Source organism: Paenibacillus sp. FSL R5-0636 (assembly GCF_037974255.1).
Lineage (GTDB): Bacteria > Bacillota > Bacilli > Paenibacillales > Paenibacillaceae > Paenibacillus_AQ > Paenibacillus_AQ odorifer.
Genome location: NZ_CP150232.1, coordinates 6,195,670 through 6,221,974, shown reverse-complemented (window position 1 = coordinate 6,221,974; position 26,305 = coordinate 6,195,670). Strand labels below are relative to the sequence as shown.

Below are 26,305 nucleotides of genomic sequence, written 5' to 3'. Positions count from 1 at the left end.
CTGCCGTCTAACTCAAGGAGGATATAGATATGTATAAATCAATAATTGTTGGAACCGGACCGGCGGGGTTGACTGCTGCTATCTACTTGGCTCGTGCCAATTTAAACCCACTAGTAATCGAAGGACCCCAACCTGGCGGACAATTGACCACCACTACAGAAGTGGAGAATTTCCCGGGATTTCCTGATGGGATTATGGGTCCAGACTTAATGGATAATATGCGTAAACAAGCTGAACGTTTTGGTGCGGAATTCCGTACGGGTTGGGTGAACAGTGTAGAACTTGGAGAACGTCCTTTTAAGCTTAATGTTGAAGGGTTGGGTGTTCTTACGACGGATACCTTGATCATTTCCACTGGCGCTACGGCAAAATACCTCGGTATCCCAGGCGAACAGGATAATGTGGGACGCGGTGTGAGCACCTGTGCTACCTGTGATGGATTCTTCTTCCGTAATAAAGAGATCGTGGTTGTTGGCGGTGGTGATTCTGCGCTTGAGGAAGCGGGTTTCTTGACTCGTTTTGCCTCCAAAGTAACTTTGGTACACCGTCGTGAAGAACTACGTGCTTCCAAGATCATGCAGGATCGCGTTCGCGATAATGTTAAGGTAGCTTGGAGCCTGAATCGTACTCCTCTGGAAGTAACTTCTGGAGATAAAGGCGTGAGTGGACTAAAAGTGCTGAACAATGAGACAGGACAAGAAGAAATCATTGAAGCAAGCGGAGTGTTTGTGGCGATTGGCCACCATCCTAACACTGCATTCTTGGGTGGACAAATCACAACTAATGCTGAAGGTTATATCATGACTAATCCCGGTACTTCTGAAACTAATATCCCAGGCGTATTCGCTTGTGGTGATGTGCAGGATACCCGTTATAGACAAGCGATTACGGCAGCAGGCAGTGGATGTATGGCAGCTATGGATGCTGAGAAATACATTGAAAGTCTGGAACATAGCGCGGTCATTCTGTAATTTGGTATAGAAAACTCCCAGTGCTACAATAAATAACATAACTGTAATCTTCTATAGGAGGTCTAATGATGGAAAATGTAATTGTATATACTTCAACAAATTGTCCACATTGCCGTCAGGTGAAGAGCTTTTTGAGCGAAAAAGGCGTAGCCTATGAAGAACGTAACATCGAGCAGAATGATGATTACGCACAGCAGGTTTGGGATATGGGAATGAGAGCTGTTCCTGTAACTGTAATTGGTGAGTACAAAATCGTGGGGATGAACAAAACTCAGTTCGACAAAGCATTGGCGACTGTTAATTAAATAAGATTTCTGCGAAGAAATTGCAAAAGGTCGCTTCCATTTTGGAGGTGACCTTTTTGTGGTCTAGGTATACAAAAATAGCCTGACGCTTATATGCGCAGGCTATTTTTTATGATGTAAATCGCAAAGTTCAATTTAAGCTTGAGTGAAAGAGGTAATGATCTGAAATAGGACGTATACAGCAACACCGCTGCCGATCAGAATGAATCCTGATTTCTTTTTGGCTTGAAAAAAACGGAGCACACCGAGACTGATCAAAGGGGCAATAATGAGCAGAAAAAGCAACACAGTGATGAACATCTGTGCCGAGATATCAGACGTATCAACATAGGTCATGGACTCGCTCTCCATTTCAAAAAAGGGGTTGTAGTGATAAATGTCACACTAACTTATCCTTTATTATATAGGATTTAAGTTGCTTTTACTGCACTTTTGATCCACCTAAATGCGTCAATTTTACGTCAATTCTATCCGCTTATGAATTTCACTCGTGAAACTGTCCCGCAAAATCGTTGTCCATTAGACTACATTAAACGGTGACCCGAATATCGCCTAGAAAATGCATAACCGCAGAGAACCCCGCGCCTATCATCGTGCCCCGGCTGCCCAGCTTGGAGAAGGTAATCTCGAGCTGCTGCTTATGATAAGGAAGCGTACGCTCCGCGACAACCCCGCGAAGAGGCTCCCCTAACCAGGCTTCTGCTTCGGATAAAGCTCCACCGATGACAATCAGCTCTGGATTAAAGCTATTGATTAGATTCGTTACTCCGATGCCGAGATATTCACCCATAGATGAGAAGTGGCGCAAGGCGTCTTCTTGTCCAGCGGCTGCATAACGGACCAGTTCTTGTGTAGTATGAGCAGGGAGGGAGAACTCGGAATGGTCATAGGTTTTCTCCGAGGCATATAGCTCCCAACAGCCACGACTCCCACAACTGCACGGCTTGCCTTTTGCTTCAATCGTCATATGTCCGGTCTCGCCGGCATATCCTCGTGCACCTTTGTACAGCTCGCCGCCAATAATAATACCGGATCCGATCCCTGAACCCGCACTGATGTAGAGCAGATGTCTAACATCTTTTGCCGCCCCAAAGTTCAGTTCACCTTGTGCACCTGCGTTAGCTTCGTTATCAATAGTGACTGGAACCGCGAATTCCCCCTCCAAAATACCCCGCAGGTCGACCATTTCCCAGCCAAGGTTGGGAGCAAAAAGAACAACCCCGTTCTCATCCACCATCCCGGGGACACCTACTCCGATGCCGACGATACCGTATGGGGATTCAGGTGCTTTATCAATCAAGTCTGAAATTGTTTTTTTCATCCGTTCCAATACATAAGGCAGAGCATGATTGTCCAGGGAGAAATCGCTTTCGAAAAGAATGCCACCACTTAAATCACATAAGACGGCTGTCAGTTGCTTCACCCGTAGCTCTATACCGATTACACTGCCGGCCATGCTGTTAAAATGCAGCATTAGCGGCTTACGGCCGCCACTGGATTGACCTGGTCCAACTTCAGTCACTAATTCTTGAGCGCATAGCTCAGCCACCAGATTGGATACGGTGGCCTTATTTAGTCCGGTCATCTCTGAAACCTTAGCGCGCGAGAGCGGAGAGTTCCTTCGAATAGTATGTAGTACGATCGATTTATTGATTTTTTTGACCAGCGCCTGATCTCCGGTAACCTTCACGAAACACACATCCTTTTTAGCATAGTTCCCTTTTGTTGTATGCCACTTAGTCTAGAGTGATGTGCTGGAAATTGCAATACATCGGCAGAAAAGAGGAAATCTATGTTTGTTGGATTTTTTGAATATTAAACGGATAGGCAAGGGAGACTTAAAGAGGCGGAAATTTTATAAAAAAACTTTGTTTAACCAATATACAAAGTCAAAAAGATGTGTTAAGATGATGCTGTAAACGCTTGCTAGCGTAGCACAATATGAGGAGGATTACACAATGGCTTATTTTGAGACAGTGAACAAAATCTCTTACGAGGGAAGCCGTTCCACCAACCCTTATGCATTTAAATTCTACAATCCTAAAGAAGTCGTAGCCGGCAAAACTATGGAGGAACATCTGAAATTTGCAATGGCTTATTGGCATACATTAACTGCTGGCGGTTCTGATCCGTTTGGCGCTGAAACTGCAATTCGCAGCTGGGACAAATTGAGTGGTCTTGATAAAGCTAAAGCTCGCGCTGAAGCAGCATTCGAATTTATGGACAAGATGGATCTGCCTTACTTCTGCTTCCATGATGTAGATATCGCACCAGAAGGCGCATCTTTGCGTGAGTTCTACAGCAACATCGACACTATCGTTGATATCCTTGAACAAGGCATGAAGACTTCCGGCAAGAAATTGCTGTGGAATACAGCTAATATGTTCACTAACCCACGTTATATGCACGGTGCAGGTTCTACACCTAACGCTGATGTTTTCGCACATGCAGCAGCACAAGTGAAGAAAGGTCTGGAAGTTGGTAAACGTCTGGGCGCAAGCAACTATGTATTCTGGGGCGGCCGTGAAGGTTACGAAGAATTGCTGAATACAGATATGGGTCTTGAACAAGATAACATTGCACGTCTGTTCAGCATGGCTGTAGATTACGCTAAGGAAATTGGTTTTGATGGTCAATTCCTGATCGAACCTAAACCAAAAGAGCCTACTAAACATCAATATGATTTCGATGCAGCAACAACAATTTCGTTCTTGCAAAAATACAAGCTCGACAAGCACTTCAAGCTGAACCTTGAAGCTAACCACGCTACGCTTGCAGGTCATACTTTTGAACATGAACTTCGTGTAGCTCGTATTAATGGCATGCTTGGATCACTTGACGCTAACCAAGGGGATACACTGCTTGGTTGGGATACTGATGAATTCCCAGTTAACATCTACGATGCAACACTTACTCTTTATGAAGTATTGAAGAATGACGGTCTTGGCAAAGGCGGAATTAACTTCGATGCTAAAGTACGTCGTCCTTCCTTCGAGCCAGAAGATCTGTTCTTGGCACACATTGCTGGTATGGATACTTACGCAAAAGGCTTAAAAGTTGCTGCTAAATTGATCGAAGATCGCGTATTCGAAGACTTCGTTGACAAACGCTACAGCAGCTTCACTGAAGGCGTTGGTGCAGACATCGTTTCAGGTAAAGCAACATTGGCTTCTTTGGCTGAATATGCTTTGAACAATGAGAACCCACGTCCTAACCAATCCGGACGTCAAGAATACCTGAGAGCTACCCTTAACCAATACATCTTGGCTGAGTAGTTTTTACAGGGAGCTTGAAGCTTAAGCTTTGAGTCTAGTTTGAACAAATGCAACGGGGGTTGCTGAAGAGAGCATTCTTCGGCAGCCCCCTTTTTGTAGCCAAAACTAAGCGGATGCTTACGAAGTAAGTTTTATTCGAAGTAACTCAACGTAGTAAACGCTCATAAAACTAAGCAGATGCTTACGAAGCGAGTTTTATTGCGAAGAGAATCAAGAAGCTAAGCTCCATAAAACTTTTAGGAGGTCAAAAATGAAATACGTTATAGGTGTTGATTTGGGGACTAGTGCAGTGAAGACTGTTCTAGTGGACCCGCAGGGGAAGGTGGCTTTTGAGCATTCCGAGTCCTACCCGCTAAGCAGACCCCAACCGAACTGGAGTGAGCAAAATCCTGAGGATTGGGTAAAAGGTACGCTGGTCAGCCTGCGCCGTCTGATTGAAGTATCAGGCATAGACCCGTCACAAGTAGACGGTCTAAGTTTCTCCGGACAAATGCACGGATTGGTACTGGTAGATAAAGAAGGGCAAGTGCTGCGTCCAGCTATTCTTTGGAATGATACCCGTACTACTGCACAATGCCGTAAGATTGAGAAGACGCTTGGAGCGAAGTTGATCGATATCGCTAGAAACAAAGCATTGGAAGGTTTTACACTGCCTAAGATTCTGTGGGTTCAAGAGAATGAACCAGAAGTATTATCACAGGCGCATCAGTTCCTGCTGCCAAAAGACTATGTACGCTATCGGTTGACGGGTGATTATGCAATGGATTACTCCGATGCTGCCGGAACGTTGCTATTGGATGTAGGCTCTAAAGAATGGAGCGCAGAAATCGCAGAGGCTTTTGAACTTCCACTTTCTCTTTGTCCTAGATTGGTAGAATCCTTTGAACAGACTGGAACCTTATTGCCGGACATTGCTGAAGCATCAGGTCTTTTATCTTCAACGAAGGTATTTGCTGGTGGTGCGGATAATGCTTGTGGCGCGCTCGGAGCGGGTGTATTGGGAGAAGGCCGGACCATGTGCAGTATTGGTACATCTGGTGTAGTTCTTTCTTATGAGAGCAATAAAGATTTGAATCTCGAAGGCAAAGTCCATTTCTTTAACCATGGTGAAAAAGATGCCTACTATATTATGGGGGTTACACTAGCTGCTGGTCATAGCCTTACGTGGTTTAAAGAAACCTTTGCGGCGGACAAAAGCTTTGATGAGCTGTTAAGCGGAGTTTCCTCTATTCCAGCTGGCAGCGGCGGCCTGTTATTCACTCCTTATATTGTAGGAGAACGTACACCACATCCAGATGCAAATATTCGCGGAAGCTTTATTGGTATGGATTCAGGGCATACGTTGACGCATTTTACACGAGCAGTATTAGAAGGCATTACCTTCTCACTGCGTGAATCAATTGAGATTGTACGTGAGTCAGGCAAAGAGATTACAGAGATCATTGCAATTGGTGGTGGAGCTAAAAATGAGGCTTGGCTGCAAATGCAGGCTGATATTTTCAATGCATCTATCGTGAAGCTAGAAAGTGAGCAGGGTCCGGCAATGGGAGCAGCTATGCTGGCGGCTTATGGAAGCGGATGGTTCACATCCCTTGCGGAATGTGCAGAAGCGTTTATCCGTCCTGCTGATGTTTATAAACCAGATCCGAAACAAACGGCAATCTATGATGGTTTATTCAACCTCTATCAGGAAGTTTACGGCCAGACCCGCGAATTGAATAACAAGCTGGCTGCATATCGCCAATAAAGCGCCATTTATCTATCTGTCTGATATAAAAAAGGTCTTTCGCATCTGGCGGAAGGCCTTTTTAAAGACCATCTTCTTTATAGAGGTGATGAACGGCAATATTCAAAAATGTTGCCGTTTTCATTTTTCTTCTGTAAAGTATGGAATATCTCCAAGGTAGTGGCAGCCTGTAAATGAGATAGCGAAGGTTTCGGGGGGCGAAAGGCCATGTTTCAATGGTTTGTTAAGTTGCTGAATGACATCAAAATCCGCAATAAGCTGCTGCTTGCTTTTTTACTGACTACACTTTTGCCGGTATTACTGGTAGGTGGTTATCTTACGATTGAGATGAGGACCATGGCGTTTGAGAATGCACTGGAGCAAGCTTCAATTAACGTAGATCGGGTAAAAAAAAGAACAGAAGAAGTCATCGGTGTATCGCAAGATATAGCGTATCGATTGTCCAATGATGCCCGGCTGAAAAAACTCGCCATACGCCAGTATGTAAGCACTTATGATGTGGTTGAGGCTTATCGGGATTACACTGATATGCGTGAATACCTAAGATTATATAAAGACATATCCAACATACGTTTATACACTGATAATGCTACGCTGCTTAACAACTGGGAGCTGATTAATCCTTCGTCTGCCATTAAGGAGAGCCAGTGGTATCAGAGAGCACAGCGGTACGATAGCCTCGTCGGTTGGGAATATATAGAGGATGAGCGTGATCAGCGGAATTATTTAAGCCTTGTCCGCAAAATCGAGCTGGAGGGCTCCAGTAAAATTGGCGTGCTCGTTATTAATGTAAACAGTCACCAGCTAACTTCAATTCTGAGCCAGGAATCATTTGATACCATGATCGTGGATGATCAGGATAACATCATTGCTGCGAACCGGAGCGATCGAACAGGAAAGAAACTGGCAGATGTTTCTTTTGATACAAAGCTTTTGGGGCAAGGAAGCGGGAGCTATGAGGCAGAAGTAGATGGTGAAGCCTCCAAAATAGTGATAGAAGAACTTAAACCACAAGCCAGCCGTAACGCCCTGCGAATTATTTCTGTTTTTTCTATTGATAGTATAGTCAAAGAACCTAATCGGGTGATTAAGCTTTCGATTACCGTGATTGCCGTAAGCGTTTTATTGGCCTTTTTAATCATATATAGTTTCTCTTCGTTATTTTCACGTCGATTATTGCAGTTAAGCAGACATATTAACCGCGTTAGTACGGGTGATTTTGACACTTCATTAAAAATTGATGGTAAAGATGAAATTGCTCTGTTAGCTCGTCAATTCAATTCTATGGTGCGGAGTATTAACGATTTGATGTACGAGGTACAGGAATCTAATGACCAGAACAGTCTGCTGGAACAGAAACAGAATGATATCCGTTTTAAAATGCTGGCAAGCCAGATCAATCCTCATTTCTTGTTCAATGCGCTGGAATCTATTCGTATGGAGGCCCATATGAAAGGGCAAGTGGAGATTGCACGGGTAGTGCGTCTTCTTGGCAAAATGATGCGCAGTAATCTGGAGGTAGGCCGAAGTAAAATTTTGCTTAGCCAGGAGCTTGAAGTGGTTCGTTGTTATTTGGATATTCAGCAATTCCGTTATGAGGATCGTTTGAAATATCAATTTATTGTAGACCCTGCCGTCGAATCACTCTACATCCCGCCGCTGATTGTGCAGCCGCTTGTGGAAAATGCGGTGATTCATGGGCTGGACAACACGATGGATGGAGCAATGGTTACGGTGAATATCAAGCGTGAGCAGAATCATGCGGTCTTTACCATTACCGATAATGGAGCCGGGATCACTCCGGACAAGCTGGAGCAGATCCGTTATACCCTTGAGGTTCGTGATGAGCAGGAAGAGGCACGGATCGGGCTGCGCAATGTACACGACCGTTTGAAGTTATCCTACGGTGTTGAATATGGACTGAATATCGAAAGCCGGATGAATGAAGGAACATCTATTACGTTTCGTATTCCAATGGAGGACATAAATCTATGATCAAAGTATTGATTGTTGATGATGAGCCAAAGCTGCGGGAAGGCCTTCGGGCTCTAATCCCTTGGGAAGAGCTAGGGTATACGGTGGTGGCTACGGCCGCCAACGGCTTGCAAGCTCAGGAGAAATATCATATTTTTTATCCGGAACTGATTGTGGTGGATATCCGCATGCCTGGTATGGACGGGCTGGAGTTAATCGGTGAGCTGCGCGAAGAAGGCTCGACCAGCCATGTGCTAATTTTAAGTGGTCATGCGGACTTTGAGTATGCCAAACGAGCCATTTCTTACCGCATTGACGGCTATTTACTGAAGCCGGTGGATGAGGAAGAGCTAATCAACTATTTGGAGGAACTCAGAGTCACGATCGCTCAGGAAGATCGCTTTAGCCGCTGGAATGAAGAGGAGCCTGCCCGTAATCGCGAAAGCCTGCTGCGTGCATTGCTGCAGCCTTCAACTGCGGAGGAGGGGGAGAATGATCCTGCTAAGCATGCGGCAGCACTGGGTCTTAAACCAGACCGTGTCGAAGTGATCCTACTCGAACTACTCGCGTCTGCGGGCGGCAGTGAGGAAGGAGAGCGGGCCGTTAAGGCCGCGGTAGAACAGTATTTTGGCAGCAGTGAAGAGCGGATGTTTTTCACGATGCCGCCATATATTGGATTCCTGCTGCAAGAGCCGCTACCAGGAGAGCAGGAACAGGAGCGGCTGATGGAAGAGCTTTCTTCCTTAATTTGCCGCGAGGGGTACGACTTCAGTGCAGCAACTGGAGGCCCAGTAGCTGGACCAGAAGAGGCGGCACAGTCTTTTCAAGTGGCGCGTGAACTGCTGCGCCGGGCATTCTTTTACCGCAAAGGGATTCTGATCAGCGCCGATCTCTCCGGTATGTTGTTTCCTGGAGTGACGGAGGCTTACGCCGAAGAAGGGCAGGATGCGGAGAGCCGCCTAATGCTGGCTGTTGAAACCGGAAGCCGCGCTGCCATTGAACCGCTAGTGGATACGATCTGTGCGGAGCTACTGGCTGCGGGCAGTGAGGAGCAGCAGATCAAAGATACATTTGTGCGGATTCTCAGCACGGTGTTGGCCCGTCTCGAACCGGTCTATCCAGAGATTCGCAGCAATGCCGCTAAGCATTCCCCGCCGATCGGTGAGCTCTACCATAGTCACTATCTGGTAGACCTGCAAGAGCAGGCCGTCAATTTCATGGCGGAGATCGCCGATCAAATGTCCAGTGGCAGCAAAGGGAATGAGATCAAAAAAATTACGGAGCTAATCAACCGCCGTTACAATGAGAATCTTAAGCTTGAGACCTTATCCGAGTTATTTAATTACAACAGCGCATATCTAGGTAAAATGTTCAAGAACACTACCGGTGAATACTTCAATACGTATGTTGACAAAGTGCGGATTGAGAAGGCGAAGCAATTCCTAGCACAAGGCATGAAAGTATATGAGGTGGCCGAGAAAGTAGGGTACATGAACCCCGATTACTTCAACGCCAAGTTCCGTAAATATGTAGGGCTCTCCCCGAGTTCTTTTCGCAAAAACATCTAAAATAGAAGCCCAAAAAGCCACAGTTGCAGTTCAGGTATAACCTGAGCTTTAGCTGTGGCTTTTTTTTCTTAAATTAAAGCTACTTCACTAATAATAAATCTAATCGTTGCTGCAATTCTTGATTTGCAGGGTCTTTTAGAAGGGCTAGAAGTAACTCTTGAATTTGATCCATCTTTTTAAAAGGTTCATTTTGCACATATTTGTCATGTATTCTGGTTTCCAAGGTATATCCATAATCGAACCCTAATGTTGAATACGTCGAAAGGGCAGCAATTTTACTCGCTTGCTCTACAGCAAGAATGCTTGGTGTTGAGGATCGTTCTAATTCCAGTCTTAGACCGTCGAGTTCTGATGTCAGATTAAGGTCCAACCTGAAGCTAGAATAAAAAGTGGACAGTAGTTAACAGACTGGCGATAATGAGTCCACGGAGGTGTGTTCACATGGGAGAACATCGACAACGGTATAACGAAGAATTTAAAAAACAGACAGTGCAGTTCATCCAAGAGCAAACAAAGACAGTGGGCGACTTGGCGGAAGAGCTCAACATCCCAAAAAGTACCCTGCATCAATGGATGAGCCAGTATCGAGAACTAAAGAATGAACCGGCAGCTAGCGTGGATCGAGTACGGGAACTCGAGGCACAGTTGAAAGAAATGAGCCGTCAACTTCAAGAAAAAGATAACAAGATTGCTGATGTGGAAGAGGAATTAGCGATCGTAAAAAAAGCAGTGCACATCTTCAGCAAACCAAGGAACTGAGATTCCAGTTTATTGAAAAACATCGCTCCGAGTTTCTCTTGGAGAAGATGTGCATGACCCTACATGTGTCACGGAGCGGGTACTACAAGTGGCGGACAGAAAAAAACAGTACGCATATGCTTCGTAAGGCTGCGATAATGAAGCGAATTCAGTATCATTTTGCAGACCATCAAAAGCGGTATGGGAGTCCGAAGATCACTCGCCTGTTGCATCAAGAAGGTTATACCGTTACCGAACGCACGGTGAGTGTGTACATGCGACATATGAAGCTTCGCTCCATTGTCTCCAAAACGTATCGCGTACAGACCACCGACTCCAATCATGACCATCCGATTGCCCCGAATACGCTGAACCAGCAATTTAAAATACTCAAACCCAATTCAGTATGGGTTACCGACATTACGTACATTCCTTGCCGGGGAGGGCGCTTGTACCTGGCTAGTGTAATGGACCTTTGCACGCGCGAAATCGTGGGGTGGCGCTTGGAGAACCATATGGAAACTAGCTTAATTTCGGGCGCCTTACAAGATGCTTACGAAGCTAAACAACCGGAAAAGGGTCTATTACATCACTCCGATAGAGGTTCTCAATATACATCTCATGAATACACGCAGCAGTTGAAAGCGTATGGCATGGAGCCCAGCATGAGCCGCAGAGGTAACTGTTATGATAACGCCTGTATCGAGTCGTGGCACAGCATTTTGAAAAAGGAGCTCATTTATTGTAATCCACGATTCAAAACTAAGGAGCAAGCCTACCAGACACTTTTTCAATATATTGAGTTTTACTATAACCGCAAGCGAATGCATGGCGCGCTGGGGTATCTTTCTCCAGTTCGTTTTGCTGAGCAATTGACTAGAATGTCTGTTGCGTGACTGTCCACTTTCTTGACAGAGGTCCAACCTATCCATTAATCTGTTATGACTTACGTTGTTATTGAATTGAAATAAATTTAGTGTCAATAATACTGCGGCGATAATCAATAATAATACCTTGATGTTTTTGTTTTTCATTGCTCTCCTATTACCCTCCTTCAGGATAAGAAATTGCAGGTACAACAGATAATGTCGACTCGGTATGTGCATATAAGGAATATGTATCTGAAATAGTTAAAGTACTGACGGATCAGGTAATATTTTCTAGCTAAGATGATATTAAAGTAATTAATTTTAATTGAACCATACGGAGGTTTTCGTTGAGGAGCAGGGCAGGGGTTACGGGTATACTTGTTACGCCTCATCTGAGAGCACATTACAGTCTTCATTCGCGGGTATGACGGACTCCAGAGTCGTTATTTGGGCTATTTCGAGTCCAATTTCGATTTATCGGACTCCATGTACGTTATTAGCTGCAAATGTTCTCCAAAAGGTGGTTTTTTAAGTGAATAAGGTCTTTATAGTCCGCCTAACCCAATAAGAAGTGCAATTTGCTTAAATAGGGTCATTTCAGTCCGCGCCTTCGCTTCCGGCCACGTTCACTTATAGAACGTTGGCTCGGGGCGTTTTTTAATTATGGGGTGAAGTATTAATTGTGTGAAATAGACAGGGGATTAAGTATCGTATTGATTTATGAAATTAAATAATTTCACTTGATTTTATTTTCAGTAAATTCATGATTATTTTCAGTGTTTTCAACGATGTATCCGCTTTATTTTGGCTCTAAATCTCTAATTTTCACCTGATTTTAGGTCGAATTTATAGGGTACTGCAATCGCTTACAGAGATTTAGAATATAGACATAGAGAGGAGGGGCTTTATGAAAGCGGACACAGTAACTTCTCAAATCCCGCCGGATACCCGAACACGCAACAAAAAGCCTGCTTCAGGAGGACGGTTTTGGAGAAGCTTTAAGAATCAAAAGTACTTATGGATGATGTCGATACCTTTTGTGATCTGGGCATTCGTCTTCAGTTATCTCCCGTTATGGGGTTGGACGATGGCTTTTCAAAAGTACAAGCCCGCACGTGGCTTTTTTGAACAAGAATGGGTAGGTTTTGAACACTTTAAGACACTGTTCAGTGACTCGCAATTCCTTCTGGCGCTGCGTAATACGCTAGCGATGAGTGGAATGGGTTTGGTCGCAGGCCTTATCTTTCCGATAACGTTTGCAATATTGCTTAATGAAGTGCGTCTCGGCTTCTTTAAACGATTTGCTCAAACAGTCTCGTATTTGCCTCACTTTGTATCATGGGTGGTTGCAGCAGGGATTGTAACTAAAATGTTATCTGGTGAAAATGGTATTGTAAACGATATCTTGTTAGGAATAGGATTCATAGACGCACCTATCCAGTTTATGGCCCAGGGCCATCTCTTCTGGGGAATCGTTACCTTATCGGATATTTGGAAAGAGACCGGATGGAATGCCATCATCTACCTTGCAGCTATCGCAGGTATTGGGCCTGAATTGTACGAAGCAGCCCGGGTAGACGGTGCCAGCAGACTTCGTCAGGTATGGCATATTACACTTCCGGGTATTCGCCCAACAATTACTGTACTACTCATTATGTCGATTGGTAATTTGCTCAATATCGGCTTTGAGAAGCAATTCCTGCTTGGAAACAACCTCGTTACCGACTATTCTCAGGTGCTAGACCTGTATTCACTGAAATACGGACTGGGCATGGCGAGATATTCCTACGGTACAGCGATCAATATATTCAACTCAGTGATCAGTGTAATTCTACTGTTTACGATTAATGGAATCTTCAAACGCACAACAAAAGAGAGCCTTCTGTAATACAGAGGGCCCTTCAACCCAATCGTGGCAGCAAATTGCCCTTTTCATGAAAGGAGAGCGTTACCGTGGGAGAATCAGCTATCACCAGAAAGTCATGGTCAGACCGGATCTTTGATTTCTTTGTATATTTTGTAATCCTGTTCGTGGTTGTAATCACGATTTATCCGTTTTTGAACGTGCTTGCAATCTCACTAAATGATTCAGTGGATAGTGTGCGCGGTGGAGTGACCATCTATCCCCGCCAGTTTACTTGGGACAATTACTTGAAAATCTTCACCTTCTCGGGATTAATCACCGGGTTTAAAATATCCGCTTTGCGGACAGTTGTCGGTACTCTATTCGGACTGATCAGTGCCTCGATGCTGGCGTTTACGATCAGCCGCCCTGACTTTGCAGGCCGTAAATTCGTTTCCACATTCTTGGCAATGACCATGTATATCTCTGGAGGAATGATTCCTATATACATGCTGATCAAGGATCTGCATATGATGAACAGCTTTGCAGTTTATGTCTTACCTGGATTGGTCAGTGCTTTTAACGTTTTCGTCATCCGCTCCTTTATCGACGGCCTGCCATATGCATTGCAGGAATCGGCGAAGCTGGATGGAGCCAATGACTTTACCATCTACTTCCGGGTCATTTTGCCACTGATGAAACCAGCGTTAGCAACAATTGCGCTGTTCCTAGCAGTAGGTCAATGGAATGCTTGGTTGGATACTTATCTGTACAATGGTTCGAGCCCTAACTTGACCACATTACAATTCGAACTGATGAAGGTTCTGCAGACCACAACCAGTGGTAACGGAGGCGACTACCGCTCCAACATTGCTTCGCTGGCTTCCAATCAGGTCTCACCGGAGTCGCTCAAAATGGCGATTACGATTGTCGTAACCGTACCGATCCTGTTGGTTTATCCGTTCATTCAGAAGTATTTTGTTAAAGGTATGACACTTGGTGCTGTGAAGAGCTAATCACAGTTCAACGGGGGGAGCTTAGTCTCCCCTATGCTTAAAACCTATTGTGTATCCGTTTTCTTTTGGCAAGCTGGGTAAAGTATTAACAGGTCTTCACCTGTGATACGATAGATAAACAATTTTAAGGAGGGTTTATTTAATGGGAAGTAATAGAAAGATAAAAGCCAAAGCTACGGCATTAACGCTCACTTCTATTATGCTGCTCGGTGTGCTTGCAGGCTGCGGCGGTAACAATGGCAACAACGGTAATGCTGCAGCTGGAAATACAGGCGGCAACGCAACTAATGCTGGAAATGCGACCAATGCGGCTGAGGATATTTCCCCGCTCACGATGACCTTCTTCAGTGCAGACCCTAACCCGAACTGGACAGGTATGCAAGATGAAGTTGGTAAAGTGATTACGGAAAAAACGGGAGTAACCCTAAATGCTGAATATGCAGTTGGTGATCCTCAACAAAAAGTAGCCTTGATCGCAGCGAGCGGTGAATATCCGGATTTGATCAGTGCTAAGACTGATGTCAGCAAGCTGGTGGATGCAGGCGCAATGCTTGATCTAACAGACCTGATTGAAAAATATGCTCCGAATATCAAAAAAGTATTGGGCGAAGAAGGCATGAAACGTTCACGTTACAGTGACGATGATCATGCGATTTATGCCATCCCTACCTATGCAGGTGTGGACAACAAATATTTTGATGCTGGTGGCGGATTTGAACTACAGCACCGTGCTGTTAAAGAAGCTGGATATCCTGCAATCAAAACTGTTCAAGATTATGAGAACGTAATCAAGGCTTACTTGGAAAAACATCCTACCGATGAAAATGGTAACAAAAACATCGGCCTGACTCTGAATGCAGACGATTGGTACATGTACATTACAGTAACTAACCCAGCATTTATTACTACTGGTTCTCCTGACGATGGTGAATATGCGATTGATATCGACACCCAAGAAGTAACTTATCACTTCCGTCGTCCGGCTGAAAAAGAATATTTCCGCTGGCTCAACCACATGAACGATATCGGATTGCTTGATCCAGAAAGTTTCGTTCAAAAGTATGATCAGTACAAAGCTAAAATCGCTACCGGCCGCGTTATTGGTTTGATTGACCAAGACTGGGGTTATGGCGATGGAGAAAGAGCATTGAAAGCTGAAGGCAAGCTGGATCAAGGCTATGGACACTATCCTGTAACCTTGTCTGAGGAGTACAAAGAAACCTCCTTCTGGCCTACAGGCTTCATGGGTGGTAACGGAATTGGGATCAGCGTAGATGCTAAAGATCCAGTTCGTGCAATTAAATTCCTGGACTACCTAGCTTCCGACGAAGGTCAAGTACTGGTCAACTGGGGTATTGAAGGCAAACACTACAATGTTGTTGATGGCAAACGTGTCATTCCTGAAGATGTGAACGACCGTAAATATAATGACACTACCAACTTCCAAAAAGAAACTGGCTTGGGTAATGTCGGATCAAACTATGCATTGCTGAGCGCTCACTATGGCGACGGTGTATTGGATCCATCTGGTAACTACTACACAACTCGTTTCCCTGAGCAAGTAACCGTAGGTTACAATGCGGTTGAAAAAGAAACACTTGCTGCTTACAAAGCAACCACTTGGAAAGACCTCTTCCCTAGTGAAGATGAGTTCAAAGTTAAACCTTGGGGCGCGGCATGGAACATCACGATTCCTGGGGATAGCGAAATCGTCGTTCTTGACAACAAGCTGAAGGATATCAGTTGGAAACGGATCCCTGAAGCAATCTTGTCTAAACCAGCTGATTTCGATAAAGTTTGGGATGCTTACATGGCTGAGCTAGATAAAGCTGGTGTAACGAAAGCTGAAGATTTGCGTGAAGAGCTGGTTAAACAACGCGTGAAACTTTGGAATGATTAATTATTAAATTTCGTCTAATACAATAAAAGCATGAAGATGGCGGGAAGTCCGAACGAAAGTCCGGGCCTCCCGCTGATTGCTTTTCACCGGTCATAACAGGACAGGAGGAATATACATGGGAGAGAGCAAGAACTCCGGACAGCATGAGTTATGGTACAAGCAGCCGGCGGCTGTATGGGAAGAGGCGCTGCCCGTAGGTAACGGCAGGCTGGGCGGCATGGTCTTTGGTGGAATCGAAGAAGAACGGATTCAATTAAATGAAGACACCTTATGGTCGGGTTTGCCGCGGGATAAAGCCAATTATGAGGCACTGCGGTATTTAGCCCCAGCCAAACAGCTAGTAGCAGAGGGAAAATACAAGGAAGCAGAAGCACTGGTGGACGCCAAAATGTTAGGCAGCCGGACGGAATCCTATCAACCACTTGGAGATTTGCGATTGAAGTTTAATTTTGCAGGTGCTGTAGAGGATTACCGGAGGGAGCTTGATCTGGATCGGGCGTTGGCTACGGTATCCTATACTGCCGGTGGTGTAAGGATCGTACGTGAAGTATTGGCCAGCAGACCGGATGAGCTTATAGCTCTTCATATCCGTGCGGAGGGGGGAGAGGGCCAAGCTACTCTGCCAGATTTCTGGGCGGATCTGGCATCACCGCATCCTTCCCACTCGGAGATTACTCCGGATGGCATGCTGATTATGACTGGCCGTGCCCCGTCGCATGTGGCTGATAACTACGTAGGGGATCACCCGCGTGCCGTATTATATGAAGAGGGGCTTGGCATAAGTTTTGCTGCGGTTATGGAGATCCAGACGGAAGGTGGGGCTTGTGAAGCGGAGAACGGCTCGCTGTTGATTTCTGGCGCGCACTCTATTACCCTTCGTCTGGCTGCGGCAACCGATTATGCCGGGTATGACCGGATGCCGGGAAGCGGTGGCAAGCTGCCAGCGGAGTTGTGCCTAGTGCAGTTAGCTTCAGCCTCTAAAGGATACACAGAGCTTAAGCAGCGCCACTTAGAGGATCATCAATCCCTGTTCCGCCGTGTGCAGCTGACGCTTGCATCTGCTGCCTCCCGGGGAGAGCTTCCGACTGATGAGCGACTGGCACAATACCGCGAAGGACAGACGGATCCTGAACTGGAAGCGCTACTGTTCCAGTATGGCCGCTATCTTATGATTGCTGGCTCACGGCCGGGGACACAAGCTCTGAATCTGCAGGGCATTTGGAATCCTTATATTCAGCCACCATGGAACAGCAATTATACGACAAATATAAACACCGAAATGAATTATTGGCCGGCCGAGTTATGCGGATTGGGCGAATGCCATGAACCTTTAATAGATTTTATTACGGAGCTTAGCGTGGCTGGCAGCCGTACAGCGAATATTCATTATGCCGCACGCGGCTGGACAGTACACCATAATACCGATTTGTGGCGGATGACTTCTCCATCAGACGGTAAGGCGATGTGGGCTTTTTGGCCGATGGGCGGGGTATGGCTCTCTCGCCATCTATGGGAGCGTTACGCTTTCCGTCCAGATGAGGACTATTTGCGCACAGCTTATCCCTTATTAAAGGGAGCCGCATTGTTTTGTCTGGATTGGCTAGTGGAGCTGCCTGATGGAAGATGGACGACAGGTCTGTCTACCTCGCCAGAGAATGTATTTCTGACTGCTGAAGGCATACCATGCAGTGTCTCGGCTGGCTCAGCCATGGATTTATCGCTCATCGCTGAGTTGTTCAAGCACTGCATTCAGGCTGCTGACATTTTAAATACCGATGTAGAGCTGCGTCAGGAGCTTATGCAGAAACAGAAGCAGCTTGCCCACCAGGGGATCGCACCGGACGGAACTGTCCGCGAATGGAATGAGGATTTCGCTGAACAAGAGCCTGGGCATCGTCATGTTTCTCATTTGTATGACCTGTACCCTGGGAACGTAATTAGCCCTTCCTCCACACCAGAGCTAGCGGAGGCGGCAACATTCACACTGAAGAAACGCATAGAACACGGAGGTGGCCATACAGGCTGGAGCGCAGCTTGGTTGCTTAATCTTTATGCGCGTCTGAAGGATGGCGAGAGTGCGGTTAGCTGTCTACGTCGCATTTTGCAAGATTCCAGTTTGCCGAACCTGTTCGGTAATCACCCTCCGTTTCAGATTGATGGAAACTTCGGAACTACAGCCGGGATAGCAGAAATGCTCTTGCAGAGTCATCAGGAGGGTCTGGAACTATTACCTGCTCTTCCAAAGGAATGGTCTGAAGGCAGCGTGAAAGGTTTGGTGGCACGTGGTGGCTTTGTCACGACTATAGAATGGAGCGAGGGCTGTTTAACAAGGGCAGAGGTTACCTCGACTCATGGCCGATCCTGCAGAATTGTTCAACACCAGCCTTTGCTCATTCAAAAACCGGATGGTACACAGATTGAAGGAGCGGGGCTGGAATTTGAAACAGCAATCGGAGAGACCTATATCATTACACCCCTAAAGAAATAATTCATATCGGTCTGGCTTAGTGGCTGTTCTCAGAGTAGAATTATTCTACAGAGAACAGTCTTTTTTTGCCCAAGTCCTCATTATCTATTAAATGGAGGGTTTTGAATAAGTCTGTAGGAGCCGGAGGATCAGAATAATTATGTGGAAAAAACGCTTCACGTTGGCAAAAGTCATTCTTGGAGGAGTGATTATTTGCGCAGCCATTCCCCCGACATTGTATTGGACCTGGGGGCATGCTTATGCGGCCACGACTTCACCGACCGTTCGTTCTGTAAGTGAAATTGCCCAGAAGCTAACCGGTGCGATGAATAATCGTAGAGAAACTATCACTTTTACTTATGAGGGGAAAACCTCGAATTTAAAAACACAGATACAAACGGGTCTAGATCAAGCGATGAATAGCGATCCCTATTTGTATTACATCATAGACAGCTACGGATACACTTATCGAGGGAGCAAAAGCTCTGTAAAGGTTACGGTAGAAGTGAAATACTTGGAAACGCTGGAGCAGACCGCTTTTGTAAACAAAGAAGTGAAGGCAACGCTCAAGAAGATCATTACACCGGGCATGAATAATCATCAGAAGGTTAAGGCTATCCACGACTGGGTGGTGCTGCGTCTGAAGTATGATACCTCTTATCGTAAATATACGGCTTATGAAGGTCTGAAGAGTGGCAGTGCCGTTTGCCAGGGGTATTCGCTGTTGACCTATAAGCTGCTCAAGGAAGCGGGATTCAGTAATAAAATCGTTGAGGGCACTGCAAAACAGCCGGGAGGACGCAGCCAGTCTCATGCTTGGAATCTAGTGCTGCTCGAAGGAAGATGGTATCATCTCGACACAACTTGGGATGACCCGACACCTGATAAAGCCGGCGTGGTAAGCACCGCGTATTACTTGAAGACTGATGCACAAATGCGTCAGGACCATAGCTGGACGAAGTCTTATCCGGCAGCCTCGGTTGCCTATTATAAGACCTTGTCAGCACTTGCAGAGCGTGGAGGACAGAGCGCCGGGGTGTATAAGCAGCTTCAGAAGGACCTTAATTATGAGCTGTATGCCGAGGAGCGGATTGTACGTTCAGCAGCAGATTTAATTCAGCTGGCGAATAAGGCTGTCGCTTCAGGAGAGGGATCTTTATTATTCCGTTATCACGGTAGTGGAACCCAGCTGAAGAATGATCTACAGGAGTTATATAAACTTGGACTAGAGGATGTGTCTTATTCTAGCACTTCTTTTGATAATACGGGTGATCTAAAAGTGTATGTGACTTGGGAATAGGCAAAGGGCTAAGTAAAATCAGGAGTTGAATATACTAGATTGATTTATATAAAAAGGGATATCCTGCAGCCTTTCAGGCTTCTGGATATCCCTTTTTTGATGAGTCTATTTATTCTGGGTGAGTACTAAGATCGCATTTATCCAAAGGAATAATATTACTCTTGCGGAAGAAGCGATAGCCGGCCCAAATCAAGACGAATAATGGCAGGCTGATATAGGAAACGGCAATACCGTACCAGTCGATGCTTCCACCTGAGAAGGCGCCCATATTCTGGCCAAGGATGGCTACCGCACAAAGTACTAAGGCAAATATAGGTCCAAACGGGAACCATCTAGCCCGGTAAGGCAGCTCATCAAGGGAATGACCTTGGGCTATAAAGGCGCGTCTGAAACGATAATGGCAGACAGCGATGCCGAGCCAGTTAATAAATCCACACATACCGGAAGCATTAAGCAGCCAGTTGTATACGGCACCGTCACCAAAGAATGATGCCAAAAAGGCCAACATACCGACAGCTGTGGTCACGAGCAAAGCTCCAACGGGAACACCGCGGCGATTAAGCTTGCCTAGAGCACGTGGAGCCATTCCATCTTTAGCCATAGCGTACAGGACGCGGGTGGAGGCGTACATTCCCGAGTTCCCGGCTGACAATACGGAGCTGAGAATGACAGCATTCATGACGGATGCGGCAATAGCAAGCCCAGCTTTATTAAATACGATCGTAAATGGACTGACTCCGATATCATCAATACCACCGCGTAGCAGATCTGGATTCGTGTAAGGAATCAGCATTCCAATTACAAGTATAGCGAGGATATAAAAGATTAATATACGCCAGAATACTTGGCGAATAGCAATAGGTACGTTGCGGCGAGGGTTCTCACTCTCACCTGCTGCAACACCGATTAGCTCGGTGCCTTGGAAGGAGAATCCCGCAGCCATAAAGACACCGACGAAAGCGAAGAAGCCACCGTGGAAGGAGCTACCCCCGATCTGGAAATTGCTGAAGCCTACGGCTTTTCCACCCATGATTCCGAAAATCATCAAAACTCCGACAATAAGAAAGGCGATAACAGTAATAATTTTGATAATGGCAAACCAATATTCTGATTCTCCGTATCCACGAGCAGACAGGAAGTTAAGACCGAACATCAACAGCAGGAATACAAGACTCCAGAGAAAGGAGGGACTGTCCGGGAACCAGTATTTAATAATGACGGTGGCGGCAGATAATTCTGCTGCAATCGTAACCGCCCAGTTATACCAGAAGTTCCAGCCGATGGCGAACCCAAAAGCGGGGCTGACGAAACGCGTGCCGTAAGTGCTAAATGAGCCCGAATCCGGTAAATAGGTAGCGAGCTCTCCCAGACTGGTCATGAGGAAATAAACCATAACACCAACAGCCGTATAGGCTAGAAGTGCTCCACCGGGTCCGGCTGAAGCGATAGCGCCACCACTGGCGAGGAAGAGTCCAGTACCAATAGATCCTCCAAGCGCAATCATGGTCAAATGCCTTGCTTTAAATGATTTTTTTAGCTCAGGCGGGTTACTAATGCTGCCTTGTGCTAGATTTTGCTGCTTGCCCTGCATGATTTGACACTCCTTATGATCTAATCTTTCAATTCATGAACGGGGAGTGCTGAGCTGCTTCCTCCCGCAGAGCGAGAGAGTGTATTTGGTGGTCTCCATGAGGTAATGGACAAACACCAAACATACAAATTCTGTAAACGCAAAGAAACCGCAGACTATATCTGCGGTTTCCATCTATACAGCTCCGCATCATACTCCCTGTGAAGATAGCGCAACACATTATGACCTGCTACTATGCAGGTTATACAATGTGACAGTTCCGTGCCTTTCGGCAACGGCCCCAGCCTGCACCGCTGTAAGAGCGACAGTGCAGACTTCGGCAGATATTCCTTTCGACGCGATTCATAGACGGCTCTAACGTCTCCACGCGCGTACTCTTTATATCCGCGACCTCTACCTCATCTTAGTATGACGAGGCTATCTTTACTTCATTCATTTATAAACAACAGGAATTAGTATAAAGCAAGTTCGCAAGTCAAGCAATGACAAAATCCGGTAGGGAACATTAGTTACGACGACGTTCTGACATTTGCTGCCAAACTGTACCCGCCGCTGCTTCACCGGAAGCGATACGTTCCAAAGCCATTTTGGCCTGAAGTCCAACCTCGAATTCCGGATCTTCCGCCGCAACTGACAGCGCTGCTTGGGCATCGGATGTGCCCACCTCATAGAGGAAACGTGCTGCGCGCCAGCGGACAAGCTTGCTCTTATCCGTCAGTGCCGCCGTCATCACAGGCGTGGCGGCAGGATCGCCGATGTCGGACAGCGTATCGCCTGCCGTACGTCTCACGGCTGGCGCGCTGTCTGCCATCGCCTCATAGAGCAGCTCCATCGCTTCGGGCGTGCGAAGGTCGCCTAGATACACGACCGCAAGCCTGCGAATATGCAGCTTGGGATCGTGCAGCGCCGCCTTAAGCTCTGGCAGGAGCTCCGCCGTCGGCGTAAGATCCTCCAGCGCGGCGTAGCGCACGCGCCAATCCTCATGCTTCAGGTCTCGCAGCAGCTCATCCTGACTGCGGGTTCGTCTCTGCTCGACGAACTCGCCTTCGGCTCCGTGCGCAATGGCTTGCTGCACGAGGGAGTCGAGGCGCTCCTGCGGATACGCCGCTTCAACCTCTTGCTCCACCTCGCGTGCAATCTCCGCGGGCTCGCCATAACGCACGCCGTAATCAGTGAGCTTACGCTCTTTAATCATCACGGCGCTAGCCACATCCATAACCGCCTTCGTGAAGCGGTTTGCTAAGGAGATGCGCTCTTCATTCGCGCCGGTCTTAACGCGGATTTGCAGCGGAATTCCGCGGAACATCTGGACGAAGACTTGGGCTTCGCCGAAATGAGCGCCAGCGTTCTCATCGGCAAGATTCCAATCGTCAATTAAGCCTTCGCTGTTGCCGAAGCGGTTCTGGACTTCTCTTAGAATCGCTGCCCAATCCGCATTGCCCTTGCGTTCGAGCGCTGCAAAGTCAGCAGCATGATAGATGCTAATAACGCCCGGTATCGTTAACATTTCGCGTGCCCAGGCAGGTGCGGAACGTTCACTTTCTGGTGTATAGGTTCTGCGGATTCCAGGTTCCAGACTTTCGTCCAAATGAAGCTTCATCGTATTTGGACTTGGAGTCGGTTCAATAAAAGTAATCTTCATACGTAGCTCCCCCTTGAACGGTATATGCACCGCCATACTTTATACACATATTATCTCATTTCTGGCGTGAAACACAAAAGGGTGCTTAGATATTTTGCGGAAAAAGGGCGCACCCTTACCAAGTAACTTGTATATTTTGCAAAATACTCTGCCGTTCAATATAGTTGTATTATATTCGCTAAAGTAAAGCGTGCTCGGCAAACTTCTAAAGATGAGGTGCTCTATGGTTAAATTTCGCTACAATAACCTCGACAATGTGAGTACCGATAAAACACTTAAAGAGTTTCGTAAGTGGCGGGAGGAACGTCGACGGAAGAAAAAAGATTATTCATATGTAGTGCCAAGTACGCCACCGAGGTTAGCTTATCTGGCGGAGAATCGGCTGGAGACTACCATTACGTGGATTGGGCATTCCACGTTTTTCCTTCAATATGAAGGGATGAATATCATTACTGATCCAATCTGGGCGAGAAGACTAGGCTTTGAGAAAAGATTGGGGCAACCCGGGATTCCGCTCAGCGAAGTGCCTCCCATTGACCTGATTCTGATCTCGCACTCTCATTATGACCACTTGCATATGGCTTCTATCCGTAAATTATATAGAGCAGGGACAACCCTTGTTGTTCCTATAGGCTTGAAACGAAAGATGCTCCGCAAAGGATTTCGCAACTGCATAGAAATGGAATGGTGGCAGGAAAATACGCTGGGTAAAATTAAGCTTACCTTCGTGCCGACTCAGCACTGGACGCGGAGAACGCCTTGGGACACGAATACTTCGCATTGGGGAGGATATATTCTGCAGCCGATCGAATCGGATAGCGACAAGCTGCCCCCAAACCTGTATTTCGCAGGAGATAGCGGTTATTTTCCGGGTTTTAAGGAGATTGGGAGCCGCTATAAGCTTCATGTTGCACTCATGCCGATTGGAGCTTATGAACCCGAGTGGTTCATGACCTCGCAGCATGTAACCCCTGAAGAGGCTATACAAGCATTTGTAGATGTTGGAGCGGAGACCATGATTCCGATGCATTACGGCACCTATAGACTTGCTGATGATACGGCCCGGGAAGCGCTGGATCGGATGGAAAGTGCCCGGCTTAAACAAGGTATTTCTGAAGAAAGAATCCGTACGCTCAGTTATGGTGAAACGCTTGTTATACAACCCGAGAATCGCATAACTGGACAATAATTGAAAAAATTCCTCCTTACTGGCGACCTCTGTACAGCAGCTGGAATAACTTTAGTATTGGAGAGAACAGCTGAAAAGGCTATTTTACGGGCTTTTTGCTCTCTATTTATGCTATAATGAGCCGAAACCCTAAGTGAAAAGGATGGTAATGCGTAATGATTAGCACAAGCGGCGTAACACTCCGCTACGGAAAACGCGCTCTCTTTGAAGATGTAAACATAAAATTCACCCCTGGTAACTGCTACGGTTTGATTGGCGCCAATGGTGCCGGTAAATCAACCTTTCTGAAAATTCTGTCTGGTGAGATCGAAGCAAATACCGGTGAGGTACATGTTACACCAGGCGAACGTCTCGCAGTACTCAAACAGAACCATTTTGAGTATGATGAATTCCCAGTACTTGAGACCGTAATTATGGGTCACACACGCCTTTATGAAATTATGAAAGAAAAGGACACGCTTTATGCGAAGTCCGATTTCACAGAAGCGGATGGCCTGCGTGCAGGGGAGCTTGAAGGTGAGTTCGCTGAGCTTAACGGCTGGGATGCTGAGCCAGATGCAGCTGCCATGCTGATTGGTCTCGGAATTATGCGTGAACTGCATGACAAAAAAATGGCCGAACTGAGCGGCAATGAAAAGGTACGGGTACTCTTGGCGCAAGCCTTGTTTGGCCGTCCAAATAACCTGCTGCTAGATGAGCCTACCAACCACTTGGATCTCGAATCTATTGGCTGGTTAGAGAACTTCCTCATGGACTATGAAGGTACTGTTATCGTCGTATCCCATGACCGTCACTTCCTGAATAAAGTATGTACGCATATTGCGGATATTGATTTTGGCAAAATCCAAATGTACGTCGGCAACTACGACTTCTGGTATGAGTCCAGTCAGCTTGCGCAAGCTTTGCAGCGTGATTCGAACAAGAAGAAGGAAGATAAAATCAAGGAATTGCAGGCATTTATCCAGCGTTTCTCGGCCAATGCTTCCAAGTCTAAACAAGCGACATCACGTAAGAAACAACTTGAGAAAATTACACTGGACGATATTCGTCCGTCGAACCGTAAATATCCGTTCCTCAACTTCAAACCTGAACGTGAAGCGGGTAAACAATTGCTGACAGTCAGCGGTTTGTCCAAAGCGGTTGAAGGTGAAAAGCTTCTTGATGAAATCAGCTTTGTAGTAAACAAAGGGGATAAGATTGCTTTTGTGGGCCCTTACTCCCAGCCTAAATCACTGCTGTTTGATGTGATCATGGGTGAGCAAGAAGCGGATGCGGGGGAATATACATGGGGAGTAACTACAACTCAAGCGTATTTCCCGAAAGACAACTCCAGCTATTTCGATGGTGTAGAAATGAATCTTGTTGAATGGCTACGCCAGTATTCTAAAGATCAGGACGAAACTTTCCTGCGTGGATTCTTGGGCCGTATGTTGTTCGCCGGAGAAGAAGCACTGAAGAAAGCAAGCGTGCTGTCCGGGGGCGAGAAGGTTCGCTGTATGCTGGCCAAAATGATGCTCAACGGCGCAAACGTGCTTGTGTTCGATGAACCAACCAACCACTTGGATCTGGAATCCATCACGGCACTGAATAACGGGCTGATCGATTTCGATGGCACGATTCTATTTACTTCCCATGACCATCAGTTCATCCAAACCATTGCTAACCGCATCATCGAGATTACACCTACAGGTGTAATTGACCGCTCCATGAGCTACGATGAATATTTGGAGAATCCAGAAATTAAGGAAATGCGCCAGCGCATGTATCCTGTAGAAGTATAATATTTAATTTCCGCTATGCGGAAGGAACCCATGAAGCAGCTACTCTAATCCTTTTAGGATCAGGGTAGCTGTCTTTATAATTTCGATTTTGAAAAGTTATTAACAAGTAGAATTCTACGGGGAGTATAC

The 26,305-nt window shown here is 46.3% G+C and carries 20 protein-coding genes and 1 riboswitch; of the genes, 15 read left to right on the top strand and 5 right to left on the bottom strand.

From position 1 onward, the window contains the following. The first annotated feature begins 29 nt into the window (after positions 1–29). Together trxB and MKX34_RS28410 are read left to right on the top strand one after the other, a co-directional pair. Positions 30–971: a thioredoxin-disulfide reductase gene (trxB, locus tag MKX34_RS28415; RefSeq protein ID WP_036680254.1), complete on the top strand. Its 942-nt coding sequence runs from the start codon at positions 30–32 to the stop codon at positions 969–971. 68 nt (positions 972–1,039) lie between these two features. Then, positions 1,040–1,276, top strand: a complete 237-nt coding sequence (locus tag MKX34_RS28410; RefSeq protein ID WP_036680252.1) for a glutaredoxin family protein — start codon at positions 1,040–1,042, stop codon at positions 1,274–1,276. A gap of 135 nt (positions 1,277–1,411) precedes the next feature. On the opposite strand, the gene MKX34_RS28405 is transcribed toward MKX34_RS28410, so the two are convergent. Together MKX34_RS28405 and MKX34_RS28400 are read right to left on the bottom strand one after the other, a co-directional pair. Next, the gene (locus MKX34_RS28405; protein ID WP_036680251.1) at positions 1,412–1,612 is read right to left on the bottom strand and encodes a hypothetical protein; all 201 of its coding nucleotides are present in this window, start codon (positions 1,610–1,612) and stop codon (positions 1,412–1,414) included. 193 nt (positions 1,613–1,805) lie between these two features. Further along, positions 1,806–2,966: an ROK family transcriptional regulator gene (locus tag MKX34_RS28400; protein WP_076296862.1), complete on the bottom strand. Its 1,161-nt coding sequence runs from the start codon at positions 2,964–2,966 to the stop codon at positions 1,806–1,808. Between the two features lie 268 nt (positions 2,967–3,234). Between MKX34_RS28400 and xylA the strand changes: the two genes are divergently transcribed. From xylA to MKX34_RS28380, 4 genes are all read left to right on the top strand, one after another. Beyond that, positions 3,235–4,551 carry a xylose isomerase gene (gene xylA, locus MKX34_RS28395; RefSeq protein ID WP_036680248.1) on the top strand — a complete coding sequence of 439 codons (1,317 nt, stop codon included), beginning with the start codon at positions 3,235–3,237 and terminating at the stop codon, positions 4,549–4,551. A 250-nt stretch (positions 4,552–4,801) separates the two neighbouring features. After that, entirely contained in the window at positions 4,802–6,298 is a 1,497-nt protein-coding gene (xylB, locus tag MKX34_RS28390; RefSeq protein WP_038573349.1) for a xylulokinase, read from the top strand. Positions 6,299–6,505: 207 nt separating this feature from the next. After that, positions 6,506–8,293, top strand: a complete 1,788-nt coding sequence (locus MKX34_RS28385) for a sensor histidine kinase (RefSeq protein ID WP_036680245.1) — start codon at positions 6,506–6,508, stop codon at positions 8,291–8,293. Continuing rightward, on the top strand, positions 8,290–9,840 hold the full coding sequence (locus MKX34_RS28380) for a response regulator transcription factor (protein WP_076296861.1): 1,551 nt from the start codon (positions 8,290–8,292) through the stop codon (positions 9,838–9,840). The genes MKX34_RS28385 and MKX34_RS28380 overlap by 4 nt, the downstream gene beginning before the upstream one ends. Positions 9,841–9,919: 79 nt before the next feature. Here the strand turns inward: MKX34_RS28380 and MKX34_RS28375 are convergent, their stop codons facing one another. After that, the gene (locus MKX34_RS28375; RefSeq protein WP_143763739.1) at positions 9,920–10,210 is read right to left on the bottom strand and encodes a hypothetical protein; all 291 of its coding nucleotides are present in this window, start codon (positions 10,208–10,210) and stop codon (positions 9,920–9,922) included. Positions 10,211–10,281: 71 nt separating this feature from the next. On the opposite strand from MKX34_RS28375, the gene MKX34_RS28370 reads away from it, so the two are divergent. From MKX34_RS28370 to MKX34_RS28340, 7 genes are all read left to right on the top strand, one after another. After that, a complete protein-coding gene (locus MKX34_RS28370; RefSeq protein ID WP_036683594.1) occupies positions 10,282–10,599 on the top strand; it encodes a transposase in 318 nt (105 codons plus the stop codon). Next, a complete protein-coding gene (locus MKX34_RS28365) occupies positions 10,548–11,474 on the top strand; it encodes an IS3 family transposase (protein WP_339205485.1) in 927 nt (308 codons plus the stop codon). Before MKX34_RS28370 ends, MKX34_RS28365 begins: the two co-directional genes overlap by 52 nt. Before the next feature lie 880 nt (positions 11,475–12,354). Then, a complete protein-coding gene (locus MKX34_RS28360; protein ID WP_036680239.1) occupies positions 12,355–13,335 on the top strand; it encodes an ABC transporter permease subunit in 981 nt (326 codons plus the stop codon). A 65-nt stretch (positions 13,336–13,400) separates the two neighbouring features. Then, a complete protein-coding gene (locus MKX34_RS28355; protein ID WP_036680237.1) occupies positions 13,401–14,306 on the top strand; it encodes a carbohydrate ABC transporter permease in 906 nt (301 codons plus the stop codon). A 142-nt stretch (positions 14,307–14,448) separates the two neighbouring features. Then, positions 14,449–16,206, top strand: a complete 1,758-nt coding sequence (locus tag MKX34_RS28350; RefSeq protein WP_080742630.1) for an ABC transporter substrate-binding protein — start codon at positions 14,449–14,451, stop codon at positions 16,204–16,206. Between the two features lie 115 nt (positions 16,207–16,321). Then, positions 16,322–18,694: a glycoside hydrolase family 95 protein gene (locus tag MKX34_RS28345; RefSeq protein ID WP_076297132.1), complete on the top strand. Its 2,373-nt coding sequence runs from the start codon at positions 16,322–16,324 to the stop codon at positions 18,692–18,694. A gap of 139 nt (positions 18,695–18,833) precedes the next feature. Beyond that, positions 18,834–19,973, top strand: a complete 1,140-nt coding sequence (locus MKX34_RS28340) for a transglutaminase domain-containing protein (protein ID WP_036680235.1) — start codon at positions 18,834–18,836, stop codon at positions 19,971–19,973. Positions 19,974–20,082: 109 nt separating this feature from the next. Here the strand turns inward: MKX34_RS28340 and MKX34_RS28335 are convergent, their stop codons facing one another. Together MKX34_RS28335 and MKX34_RS28330 are read right to left on the bottom strand one after the other, a co-directional pair. After that, positions 20,083–21,564, bottom strand: a complete 1,482-nt coding sequence (locus MKX34_RS28335) for an amino acid permease (RefSeq protein ID WP_076273156.1) — start codon at positions 21,562–21,564, stop codon at positions 20,083–20,085. 199 nt (positions 21,565–21,763) lie between these two features. Beyond that, positions 21,764–21,968: riboswitch (Lysine riboswitch) on the bottom strand. 101 nt (positions 21,969–22,069) lie between these two features. Next, positions 22,070–23,206: a virulence factor gene (locus MKX34_RS28330; RefSeq protein ID WP_036680234.1), complete on the bottom strand. Its 1,137-nt coding sequence runs from the start codon at positions 23,204–23,206 to the stop codon at positions 22,070–22,072. 223 nt (positions 23,207–23,429) lie between these two features. On the opposite strand from MKX34_RS28330, the gene MKX34_RS28325 reads away from it, so the two are divergent. Together MKX34_RS28325 and MKX34_RS28320 are read left to right on the top strand one after the other, a co-directional pair. After that, complete coding sequence (locus MKX34_RS28325) at positions 23,430–24,395, top strand: MBL fold metallo-hydrolase (protein WP_076104191.1); 966 nt, start codon at positions 23,430–23,432, stop codon at positions 24,393–24,395. Positions 24,396–24,550: 155 nt separating this feature from the next. Then, a complete protein-coding gene (locus MKX34_RS28320; protein ID WP_038573336.1) occupies positions 24,551–26,176 on the top strand; it encodes an ATP-binding cassette domain-containing protein in 1,626 nt (541 codons plus the stop codon). Positions 26,177–26,305 lie beyond the last annotated feature (129 nt).